At 72.3% G+C, this 11,359-nt stretch carries 9 protein-coding genes; 7 read left to right on the forward strand and 2 right to left on the reverse strand.

The window, feature by feature from the left end; all coding sequences use genetic code 11:
• Window positions 1-53: 53 nt before the first annotated feature.
• On the reverse strand, window positions 54-1,211 hold the full coding sequence (locus ACFYXM_RS34810) for a fatty acid desaturase family protein (RefSeq protein ID WP_389295568.1): 1,158 nt from the start codon (window positions 1,209-1,211) through the stop codon (window positions 54-56).
• A gap of 341 nt (window positions 1,212-1,552) precedes the next feature.
• Here ACFYXM_RS34810 and ACFYXM_RS34815 point away from each other — a divergent pair, with 341 nt between their 5' ends.
• The 3 genes from ACFYXM_RS34815 (at window position 1,553) to ACFYXM_RS34825 (ending at window position 6,180) form a co-directional block, all read left to right on the forward strand.
• Window positions 1,553-4,456 (forward strand): DEAD/DEAH box helicase, encoded by a 2,904-nt coding sequence (locus ACFYXM_RS34815; RefSeq protein ID WP_389295569.1) that lies wholly within the window; start codon window positions 1,553-1,555, stop codon window positions 4,454-4,456.
• Window positions 4,456-5,889, forward strand: coding sequence for an SWF or SNF family helicase (locus ACFYXM_RS34820; RefSeq protein WP_389295571.1), 1,434 nt, complete (start codon window positions 4,456-4,458; stop codon window positions 5,887-5,889). The genes ACFYXM_RS34815 and ACFYXM_RS34820 overlap by 1 nt, the downstream gene beginning before the upstream one ends.
• Window positions 5,890-6,048: 159 nt before the next feature.
• Window positions 6,049-6,180 (forward strand): hypothetical protein, encoded by a 132-nt coding sequence (locus ACFYXM_RS34825; protein ID WP_389295573.1) that lies wholly within the window; start codon window positions 6,049-6,051, stop codon window positions 6,178-6,180.
• 546 nt (window positions 6,181-6,726) lie between these two features.
• Here ACFYXM_RS34825 and ACFYXM_RS34830 read toward each other — a convergent pair.
• On the reverse strand, window positions 6,727-6,903 hold the full coding sequence (locus tag ACFYXM_RS34830; protein ID WP_389295575.1) for a hypothetical protein: 177 nt from the start codon (window positions 6,901-6,903) through the stop codon (window positions 6,727-6,729).
• Window positions 6,904-6,910: 7 nt separating this feature from the next.
• Between ACFYXM_RS34830 and ACFYXM_RS34835 the strand changes: the two genes are divergently transcribed.
• The 4 genes from ACFYXM_RS34835 (at window position 6,911) to ACFYXM_RS34850 (ending at window position 11,268) form a co-directional block, all read left to right on the forward strand.
• Window positions 6,911-7,561, forward strand: a complete 651-nt coding sequence (locus ACFYXM_RS34835) for a hypothetical protein (protein WP_389295577.1) — start codon at window positions 6,911-6,913, stop codon at window positions 7,559-7,561.
• Between the two features lie 52 nt (window positions 7,562-7,613).
• Entirely contained in the window at window positions 7,614-8,207 is a 594-nt protein-coding gene (locus tag ACFYXM_RS34840; RefSeq protein WP_389295579.1) for an N-acetylmuramoyl-L-alanine amidase, read from the forward strand.
• Window positions 8,208-8,331: 124 nt separating this feature from the next.
• Window positions 8,332-9,615: a GAF domain-containing protein gene (locus tag ACFYXM_RS34845; RefSeq protein WP_389295581.1), complete on the forward strand. Its 1,284-nt coding sequence runs from the start codon at window positions 8,332-8,334 to the stop codon at window positions 9,613-9,615.
• 129 nt (window positions 9,616-9,744) lie between these two features.
• Window positions 9,745-11,268, forward strand: a complete 1,524-nt coding sequence (locus tag ACFYXM_RS34850) for an aldehyde dehydrogenase family protein (RefSeq protein ID WP_389295582.1) — start codon at window positions 9,745-9,747, stop codon at window positions 11,266-11,268.
• The last annotated feature ends 91 nt before the right edge of the window (window positions 11,269-11,359 follow it).

Raw genomic sequence — 11,359 nt, forward strand, 5'->3', positions numbered from 1 at the left:
TTCCTGTTGTGGGAACGCCCGCGGGGTCCCATCGGTTCCAGCCTGCCCGAGAGTCACCTCAGCGGCTCGCCGACCTCGTGCATGTGCCGGAGCGCCTGCCGGTACGACTCGACGAGCCCGGTCTCCGTGTACGGCATGCCGAGCGCCTCGCAGTGGGCGCGCACCAGGGGCTGCGCCAGCCGCAGGTGGGGGCGCGGCATGCTCGGGAAGAGGTGGTGCTCGATCTGGTAGTTGAGCCCGCCGAGGAACCAGTCGGTGAGGGCACCGCCGCGCACGTTGCGCGAGGTGAGGACCTGGCGCTGGAGGTGCCCCCAGCGGTCGCCGTCGGGGTCGGGCATCTCCATGCCTTTGTGGTTGGGCGCGAACGCCATGCCCAGATGGAGCCCGAAGAGGGCGTGGTGCAGGAGGGCGAAGGCGGCGGCCTTGCCGGGCGACATGACCGTGAGCAGCAGTGCCGTGTAGAGACCGAGGTGGGCGACCAGGAGCAGGGCCGAGAGGGCGCGCTCCCTGGCCGGCTGACGGCTCAGGTACTGGAATCCGGAGATCTTGAGGGCGATTCCTTCGAGGAGCAGCATGGGGAAGAACAGCCGGGCCTGGTGGCGGGTGAGCCAACGGGCGAAGCCCTCGCGCAGGGCCGCCTGTTTCCGGGTCCAGACCAGTGCCCCGACGGCGACGTCCGGGTCCTTGTCGACGTGATTGGGATGGGCGTGGTGGCGCACGTGTTTGTCGTTCCACCACGCCTCGTTCATGCCCAGCAGCAGGTTGCCGTGCACGAGGCCGACGACCCGGCTCGTCCGGCGGCGGGCGGATATCTGGGCATGCCCGGCGTCGTGACCGATGAAAGCGGTGCGGGACCAGAAGACTGCCAGCGGCAGTGCGAGCAGCAGGGTCCACCAGCTGTCGCCGATGAGGAACATGCCGGTGACCACGGCACCCAGGGCGAGCAGGTTGACGGCGATGCCGAGCCCGTACCAGCCGGTGCGGTGTTCCAGGAGCCCCTGTCCCTTGACCGTGTGGAGCAGCGGCGCGAAGTCGCTCCCCCGGTTCGGGGCCGTGCCGCCCCCCGGCCCGGATTCCCGGCTCGCGGTGGGCTCCCGACCCGGAACGGCTCCCGGGCCCGGGGCGGTTCTCTCGCTCGGCGCCGTTTCGCGGCCTCCCGTCTCCGGGGCTTCTCCCGTACGGTCTCGGACACCTTCCGTGACGGTGGACATGGCCTGGGGCATGGGGTCTCCGGTCTCTGGAAGGCTGCGTTGACCTGTCGAAACGTACGGTCGCCGGAGCCCTGGCGGCCATGGCGCCACCACCCCTGGTCCACTGGGGCCAGCCCCCGCCCTCCGAGGAGGGCCGGCCGCACCCGGGACGCCGCGGGGCAGGTGGACGGTGCGACGAGCAGGCCGGCAGGACGACCGGATTACCACATCACCCGGAAGCCGGAACCTCGCCGCCCGACAGTGATGCAGATCACCGCACCGGCAGGCATGAACCACTCGAGCGCGGAGTACTCTCGACCCCCCAGCAAGCTAGTCAAATTTGAGGAATTCGGGCCATCGCTGTGCACAGGTTCCCTGCCGCAACGCTTTCCGAGGTCTCCGCACTCTCCGGCTTTTCCGTGGTCTTCCTCCCCGGGGACCCGTTCCGTGCCGGCCGTATCGCCTTCTGGCATCCGGACGGCAGCGCTCCGCCCGACGGTCCTGGCTCCGTCGAGGAGCTGGTCGTCGTCGGGGCCGACGCGCAGGTGTACGTCGTACCCGCGCTGATGCTCCCCGTCCGGGACGCGCTGCCCGTGCTGACGCGCGCACGCCTCGCGCCGCATGCCTCCGGCGCCGCCGCGTTCTGGGGCACCGCCGCGCTTCTCGCACTGCAACTCGCCGCCCGCGGCCTGCTGCTGCCCGGACTCACCGCCACCGATCACGACGCCTGGCGGGCCGGTCCGCTGTCCGCGGACGACCAGGAGCGCATCCGTACGCTCGCCGCCTCGATGCCGCCGCTCGCCCACGCCGTTCCACTCGACGCGTCCGCGCACCCGGTGCTGCTGCCGGAACCCGAACGGCTGCTCCGCGCGTTCCTCGACGCGGTGGCCGACGGCCTGCCGCGTACGCCGGCCGCGGCCCTCACCGCGACGAGCCCCGCGTTCGCCGTCGACGAGGCACGGCGTCTGCCGGGCGGGCGCGCCTGGGCCGCCGATGTCGCGGCCGGGCATGATGCGGGCGTGCGGCTCTCCCTGCGGGTGGAGGTGCCGGGGCTGACGGACGCGGGAGCGGACGACGGGCCTTTGGCCGGAACGGCCGACGGCGCCTCCTTCCGGGCCGTCCTTCAGATCCACGGTGTCGGCGATCCGACGCTGGTCGCCGATGCCGCCGACGTCTGGACGGGCACGGGAACGGGTCCGGCCGCGGCATTCGGCCCGCGCGCCCGCATGGACGCACTGCTGTCCCTGCGGCGGGCCGCCCGTGCCTGGCCCGCGCTGACACCGCTGCTGTCGGCCGCCGTGCCCGACTTCGTCGAACCGGCCGACGAGGAGCTCACGGAACTCCTCGGTCCGGCCGGCCGGGCCCTCGCCGCGGCCGGGGTCCAGGTGCACTGGCCGCGCGAACTGGCCCGCACGCTCACCGCGCGTGCGGTGATCGGCCCGCCCGACGAAACCGACCAGGAGCCCGAGGGACCGGCCCGTACCGACGCGGAGACATCGTCGTTCCTGTCGACGGACGCGCTGCTGTCGTTCGACTGGTGGTTCGCGCTGGGCGACCAGAAGCTCAGCCGCGCCGAACTGGACCGGCTCGCCGAGGCCAACAGGCCGCTGGTGCGACTGCGCGACCAGTGGGTCCTCATCGATCCCGAGGAGGTGCGACGTGCCCGGGAGACCCGGGACCGCAAGGTCGCGCCGCTCGACGCGCTGGGCGCCGTACTGACCGGTTCCGCCGAGTTCGGCGGCCGTCGGGTCGCCGTGCGCGCCACCGGCCGGCTGGAACAGCTGCGCCGCAGGCTGACGGATCCCGAGTCCGACGCGGCACGGGACGAACGGTGGACGATCGGTCAGCCGGCAGCACTCGACGCCGTGTTGCGCGACTACCAGTTGCGTGGTCTGAACTGGCTGCACACCATGACCTCGCTCGGCCTCGGCGGCTGCCTCGCGGACGACATGGGCCTCGGCAAGACCATCACCCTGATCGCGCTGCACCTGCACCGGCTCGCCGCCGATCCGGACACCGGACCGACCCTCGTGGTGTGCCCGACCTCGCTCATGGGGAACTGGCAGCGGGAGATCGAGAAGTTCGCGCCGGGCACGCCGGTCCGCCGCTTCCACGGCGGGGCGCGCGACCTCACGGGGCCGGCTGCCGGTGAGTTCGTGCTGACCACCTACGGCACCATGCGGCTCGACGCGGCGAGGCTCTCCGAGGTCGCGTGGGGTCTGGTGGTCGCCGACGAGGCACAGCACGTCAAGAACCCGTACTCGGCGACCGCCAAGCAGCTGCGGACGATCGGCGCGCGGGCGCGGATCGCGCTCACCGGCACCCCGGTGGAGAACAACCTGTCGGAACTGTGGGCGATCCTCGACTGGACCACGCCCGGCCTGCTGGGCGGCCTCGGTACCTTCCGCACGCGCTACGCGCGGACCGCGGAGGGCGGCGATCCGGCGGCTGCCGAACGGCTCGCCGCACTGGTGCGGCCGTTCCTGTTGCGGCGGCGCAAGTCGGATCCCGGTATCGCCCCGGAACTGCCGCCGAAGACCGAGACGGACCGGACGGTGTCGCTCACCGCGGAGCAGACCGGACTCTACGAAGCGGTGGTCCGGGAGACCCTCACCGCGCTCTCGACCGCCGACGGCTTCGCGCGGCGCGGACTGGTGGTGAAGCTCCTGACGGCCCTGAAGCAGATCTGCAATCACCCGGCTCAGTACCTCAAGGAGAACGCGCCGCGGATCGAGGGCCGCTCGGGGAAGGTGGAGCTGCTGGACGAGCTGCTCGACACGATCCTGGCGGAGGGCGCAAGCGTGCTCGTGTTCACGCAGTACGTGGCCATGGCCCGGCTGCTCGAACGGCACCTGGCGGCCCGGGGCGTACCCACGCAGTTCCTGCACGGCGGCACACCGGTCATGGAACGGGAGGCCATGGTGGGGAGATTCCAGGCGGGCGAGTGCCCGGTCTTCCTGCTGTCGCTGAAGGCGGCCGGTACCGGGCTCAACCTCACCCGCGCCGGGCATGTCGTGCACTTCGACCGATGGTGGAACCCCGCGGTGGAGGCGCAGGCCACCGACCGCGCGTACCGGATCGGCCAGACCCGGCCGGTGCAGGTGCACCGGCTGATCGCCGAAGGCACTGTCGAGGACCGGATCGCCGGCATGCTGACCAGGAAGCAGGGGCTGGCCGACGCGGTGCTCGGCTCCGGCGAGGCGGCGTTCACCGAACTGACGGACGCGGAACTGGCCGAACTGGTGGAACTACGAGGGGGCTCCTGATGAACCACGGGCACGACGGACACGGCGAGCACGGCGGATACGACAGCGAGGCGGGATACGGCGCCGACGCGGCATCGGCGCAGGAACGTACCTTCACCGCGCTGCCGCCCGCACGCGGACGCGGATTCGCCGACTCCTGGTGGGGGCGGGCATGGCTGAAGGCCCTGGAGGACACCGCGCTGGACGGCTCCCAGCTCAAGAAGGGGCGCGGGGTCGCGCGCGAGGGCCTGGTCGGCGCGGTGTCGGTACGGCCGGGCCGGATCACCGCGGTCGTCCGCGACCGGGGCGGGTCGGCGTACCGCAGCGACGTGCTGTTCCAGGAGCTGGACGAGGCGGACTGGGAGCGCTTCCTGGACGTGGCCGCCGCCCGCGCCGGGCATGTCGCGGCGCTCCTCGATCGCGAGATGCCGCCCCATCTGGTCGAGGACGCGGCGGCGGCAGGGGTGGAACTGCTCCCGGGTATCGGCGACCTGGAACCCGAATGCAGCTGCGAGGCGTGGGACCACTGCCCGCACACCGCCGCGCTGTGCTACCAGGTGGCGCGGTTGCTCGACCAGGACCCCTTCGTGCTGCTGCTCATGCGGGGGCGCGGCGAACGCCGGCTCCTGGACGAGCTCCAACTGCGCATCGTGGCCCGTGCCTCGGAACGGGTGGCGCCCGGCCGGGGTGCCCCGGCCGACGGATACGGTGCCATGGGCGCCGCGTCGGCGGAGGCGGCGCACGGGGGTGTGCGGGCGGACGAGGCGTTCGCCGCACGGGACATCCTGCCCCCGCTACCCGCTCCCCCGCCCCTGCCGGACGAGCCGGGTCGGGTCCCGTCGCTGGAGACGGAGACCGAACCGGAGCCCGGCATCGACACGGCGGTCCTGGAGCTTCTGGCGGCCGACGGCGCGGCGCGTGCCCATCGGATGCTGGCGGACGCCCTCTCCCCCGACCATGCTCGTCGGCCGCTGCCCGTCACGCTGACGCCACGTGAGGATGTCGTGCGGCTGCTCGCGGACGCCCGGCCCGAACCCTGGATCGCGAAGCGGCTGGCCGCCGGATCGGGACGGAGCCCGGCCGCCCTCGACACGGCGGTGCGCGCCTGGCGCTACGGCGGGGCGGCCGGTATCGCCGTGCTCGACGAGGAGTGGACACCGGACCCGGAAACCCTGACCAGGGCTCAGGCCCGGCTCACCGCCGCGTGGGAGGAGGACGAGCGCCCCGGGCTGCGGGCCGTCGGCAACCGCTGGACGGCCGCGGAGGACGGTGTGCAGCTCCGGTACGGCCGGGACGGCCGCTGGTGGCCGTACCACGACGAGGACGGGCACTGGGTACCGGCAGGCCCCGGGGACGAGGACCCGGCGGCGGCACTGGGCGGTGCGGAGCCTTCCGCTCCCCCGTCCGTCACCGCGCGCCGCCCCGGTGTTCAACTCGATGTCACCGCACGTTGAGAGGGAGGGCGGAACCCGACGCGCGTCCGAGCTGTTCGTGCCTCAGGAGGCCCCCATGACCGCGCGTGTCGTCCGTCGTTCCCTTGCCGTCGGGCTGCCGCGGGCGCGCAGGACCGGCACGGCCGTCCCGGGTGCACCGCGCGGGTCACCGGAAGTGCCGTGCTCGGGGACCTGCCGCTGGCCGGTTTCAGCAACGGCCCCGAGGCGTTCGACGCGAACGGCCGGCTCGTCGACAGCGGCGTCGACACGTCGGTGACGCTCCTGAAGCTGCCGCGTCCGCTGCGCGGCTGACCACCGCCGCGCCGGCCACCGGCCGGACACGGCGGGTCAGGTGGCCCGGAACGCGGCCGGTGGCGGCCCCGGGCCCGGACCCGCGCACGAGTCGGCACCCTCGCCGGCCCTCCGTTCGCCCCCTCGCGTCCGGACCGGCCGCCCGCCCGGTCCGCCGTTGCGTGCCGCCCGCCCCGCACCCGAATCCGGCGCCCGGCGTCTTCCGCCGCCCGCGCGTCGCCCGTACGGTAGGGCGCGCGGGCCGCTGGCCCGTACATCGGACGACGCCTTCCGGACATCGGACGAAGGGGGCCACGGGTGTCGGGGGATCCGGGAAGCGCACTGTTACGTGATGCCCTCGGGCTGCGTGAGGCCCCCTTCCAGAGCATCACGGCGCTGACCCCGGCGGCCGTCGTCGCCGCGTCCCTTCCGTCAGGAGCGGCGTTCGCGGGCGGCCGTCCGCCGCTGTCCGTGATGGCGGCGCTGATCGGCCGCCTGTTCACCGCGCTGCTCCCGCTCCGGCTCGGCTTCACGACGGCGGGGACCCCGCACCGGCGGTGGCTGCCGTCACCCGGGCATCTCCGGTGGCCGTGGTCGCTGCTGGGCGCCGTGGTCATCGCGCTCGCCGGGTGCTTCGAGGTGGGGGCCTCTTCGGGGTTCGGCACCGTACTCGGCGTCTTCGAGGTTCTCGTCCTCGGCGTCTTCGCGATGCTCCTCGTCGGACTGCCGAGGTTCGGTCAACACACGGCCGTTGTTCGGCACTTCGCACCCCACGGACGGTTGCGGCGGCGTCGGCGGGTTCTTCGCCGGCCTCACGCACACGGTGCCGGTCCTCGCCGGTTCCGAGGCCGCGGCACCGCTCGCCGGGAAGACGAGGGACCCGCGGCACAGAATGCGGGGCGCAGTGCTCGGCGCGGCGCTCACCATCGGCCCGGTGCACCTGCGGGCGTTCGCACGGCTCGGCCCGCGCCGCCGCTCCCCCGTCATCGGTGCGCCGAGGCCGGGCGACGGCCATGCCCGTCAGGGCGAGACCTGCGGCGTGGCCGTGGAGTGTGCGATGAACACGGTGGTCCTGGTCGAGCTGCTGAACGGCACTTCGACGCCGTGGCCGCGCACCGAGTCCGACAGCCATCCGATGTCGGCGGCTTCCGCGCGCCCTCTCGAAGGCGCGCCCCGCATATCGCAGTTGGAGCTGGTGCGGTGCCCGAACCGCGGCTACGGTCTGTCCGAGCTCGACGCCTGTCAACCAGTCCGTCATGGAGGGGAGGCGCCGTCGGCACACATGTACGACACCAACCCCACGAGCGTCGCGAAGACCCGCACGGAGTGGCAACCCGTGGGTGATCCGCATCGCGGGATCCACCGCCCTCCGCAGGAGACCGTGGCGCCTCCCCGGCCCTGACGCCTCTTGTCCTGTTCCTCCGTCTCGATTCCCCCCACGTACAGGAGTTCTCATGCACCGCAGAAGGATCCTCCAGGGCGCCGCGGCGACGGCGGCAGCCGCGCTGCTGCCCGCATCCGCCCGCGCCGCGGCCGCCACGACAGCGGGCGGCACGGATTACCCGGTCGCCCACTGGGCGCCCGCGTCCACGTCCAACTACTCGGCGTCGAACCGTCCTTCGACCTATCCGGTCCAGTACGTGATCATCCACGTCGCGCAGGAGACGTTCTCGGACACGATCGGGATCTTCCAGAACCCTGCCAAGCAGGTCTCCGCCCACTACGTGGTGCGTTCGGGGGACGGCTACGTCGCCCAGTGCGTCCGGGAGCGGAACATCGCCTGGCACGCGGGGAACTGGGACTACAACACGCGCAGTATCGGCATCGAGCACGAGGGCTGGGTGGATCAGCCGTCGTACTTCACCAACACCATGTACCAGAAGTCGGCGCTGCTGACCGCCTCGATCTGCGACCGTCACGGCATCCCCAAGGACCGGGCGCACATCCTCGGCCACACCCAGGTCCCGGGCTCCGACCACACCGACCCCGGCCCGAACTGGGACTGGGTGCGCTACATCCGCTTGGTCAACCTGTACTCGGCAGGCTGAGGCGTCCCCCGCCCGGCGTCCTGCCGGGCGGCGACACCCGTCCGGTCGCCGCGCGCCACGGTTGTGGCAGCCGTCCGCTGCGGCCACGATGGGGGTACACGACGCGCCTGGACGGGAGGGTGAGTTGACGGACCCCTGGGTGGCCCTGGCAGCCGGTACGGACCCGGGGCGGTGGCTCGGCCGGCTGCGGCACGCGCACGAGGTGTTCACCACGGCCGGACGGCTGGAGCACCCGGTGCGGCCGGTGGTCGGTGAGTCGTGGCGCCGTTCGGCCCGGGCCCGGGTCAGCCCCGACGGCACGGTCCCGGTCGAACTGGGTGCCGACGACCTGGGGCCGTACCGGGACGGGCACCCCCTGGCCCCCGTCATGCCGGTGATCCGCGAGCTGATGTGCACCTACGCGACGGACGGGGAGCACCTGCTCGCGGTGTGCGACGCTCACGGCAGACTGCTGTGGGTCGAAGGACATCCGAAGGCCCGACGCGCCGCGAGCCGGATGAACTTCGTGGAGGGCGCCCGCTGGGCGGAGTCCGTTGCCGGGACGAACGCGCCGGGCACGGCCCTCGCCGTCGACCGGCCGGTGCAGGTCTTCGCCGCCGAGCACTTCTGCCGGACGGTCCAGCAGTGGACGTGCGCGGCGGCGCCGCTGCACGACCCGCGCACGGGACGGGTGCTGGGCGCGGTGGACATCACCGGAGGGGACCGGCTCGCGCATCCGCACAGTCTGGCGTTCGTGCAGGCGGTGGCGCGGGCCGCCGAGTCGCAGCTGGCCCTGATCGCACCCACGTCCGACGACGGGACCGTACAGCTCACCGCGCTCGGCCGGGACGAGGCGCTTCTCGTCGCGGGCGGCCGCAGGGTGCGGCTCAGCAGACGGCACAGCGAGATCCTGGTGACCCTGGCCCGGCATCCCGAGGGCCTCGGCGGCGACGAACTCCTCGTCGAACTGTACGAGGACGAGTCGGTGACCCCCGTGACGCTGCGGGCCGAACTCTCGCGGCTGCGGCGGCTCCTGGGGCCAGAACTCCTGCTCTCCCGCCCCTACCGGCTCTCGGCCGCCGTCGACGCCGACTTCGACACGGTGGCACGCAGACTGGCGTCGGGCGCGGTGGCGTCGGCGCTGGGCGTCTACGCGGGCCCTCTGCTGCCCGGCTCGCAGTCGCCGTCCGTCGTCCGCTTGCGCCACCGACTCGACGAGCAGTTGCGGGCGGCACTGATCGCACGCGGTGACCCGGGGCTGCTGGCCGACTGGGCACACAGCCCCTGGGGCGAGGACGACCTTCCGGTCTGGCGCGCGCTCGCGGCGGCCGCGCCCGGGGACCGGCGCCCGGCACTGCTCGCCCGGGTCCGGGCGCTGGAGACGGAACAGGGGGCGGCGGGGCCGGGCCCTGTCCTCGAACTGCCGTAGCGGGCGGAAGTTCGACGACAGCCCTCGGCGCCGCCCCGCGGGTGCAACGGGGTTGCAACGTAGCGCGTTCTACCCTCGCGCCGAGAGCCGTCCAACGGCGGGCGGCACCGGATCCGGGAGACCACAGAGATGACCCGTTACGCCGCGCCGGGCACCGAAGGCGCCATCGTCTCGTACGAGTCCCGCTACGACCACTGGATCGGCGGTGCGTACGTCCCGCCCGTCCGGGGCCAGTACTTCGAGAATCCCAGTCCGGTGAACGGCAGGCCGTTCACCGAGGTCGCCCGGGGCACCGCCGAGGACGTCGAACGCGCCCTGGACGCGGCACACGTCGCGGCGCCCGCGTGGGGCGCCACCTCGGCGGCCGACCGTGCCTCGATCCTCAACCGGATCGCCGACCGGATGGAGGCGCATCTGGAGGAGCTGGCGGTCGCCGAGAGCTGGGACAACGGAAAGCCGGTGCGCGAGACCCTGGCCGCCGACATCCCGCTGGCCATCGATCACTTCCGCTACTTCGCCGGTGCGCTGCGCGCTCAGGAAGGGACCCTCAGCCAGATCGACGACGACACCGTCGCGTACCACTTCCACGAGCCGCTGGGAGTGGTGGCCCAGATCATCCCGTGGAACTTCCCCATCCTGATGGCGACATGGAAGCTGGCTCCCGCCCTCGCGGCGGGCAACGCGGTGGTCCTGAAGCCGGCCGAGCAGACCCCGGCCTCCATCCACGTGTGGCTGAAGCTGATCGCCGATCTCCTGCCACCCGGCGTGGTCAACATCGTCAACGGCTTCGGCGCCGAGGCCGGCAAGCCTCTCGCGTCCAGCCCGCGCGTCGCGAAGATCGCGTTCACCGGAGAGACGACGACCGGGCGGCTGATCATGCAGTACGCCTCCGAGAACATCAAGCCGGTCACGCTGGAGCTGGGCGGCAAGTCCCCGAACATCTTCTTCGACGACGTGTGGAACGAGGACGACGACTTCCGCGACAAGGCCCTGGAGGGCTTCACCATGTTCGCCCTCAACCAGGGCGAGGTGTGCACCTGTCCGTCGCGCGCGCTGATCCAGCGCGGGATCTACGACGAGTTCCTGCAGGCGGGCATCGCCCGCACCGAGAAGATCGTGGCGGGGAACCCGCTGGACACGGACACCATGATCGGCGCGCAGGCGTCCAACGACCAGATGCAGAAGATCCTCTCCTATCTGGACATCGGCCGGCAGGAGGGCGCGAAGATCCTCACCGGCGGTCAGCGGATCGAGCACGACGGGGAGCTGGCGGGCGGCTACTACGTCCAGCCGACGGTCTTCGAGGGCGACAACCGCATGCGGGTCTTCCAGGAGGAGATCTTCGGCCCGGTCGTGGCGGTGACATCCTTCTCGGACTTCGACGACGCGATCAGGACGGCGAACGACACTCTGTACGGCCTCGGCGCGGGCGTGTGGACCCGCGACGTCAACACCGCCTACCGCGCGGGCCGCGCCATCCATGCGGGCAGGGTCTGGACGAACTGCTACCACGCGTACCCGGCCCATGCCGCATTCGGCGGCTACAAGCAGTCGGGCATCGGCCGGGAGAACCACCGGATGATGCTGGAGCACTACCAGCAGACGAAGAACATTCTTTGTTCTTACAGCCCTCAGAAACTCGGCTTCTTCTAGTACTCCAGTGCGGTTTCGTGATCTATCCAGCAGGTTCGTGGGCGGATCGTCGTCGGTAGTGGCTGTGTCGGGCTGTTGCCTGGTGGCGTCT

It is taken from the genome of Streptomyces sp. NPDC002476, assembly GCF_042889785.1.
In the GTDB taxonomy this organism is placed as follows: domain Bacteria; phylum Actinomycetota; class Actinomycetes; order Streptomycetales; family Streptomycetaceae; genus Streptomyces.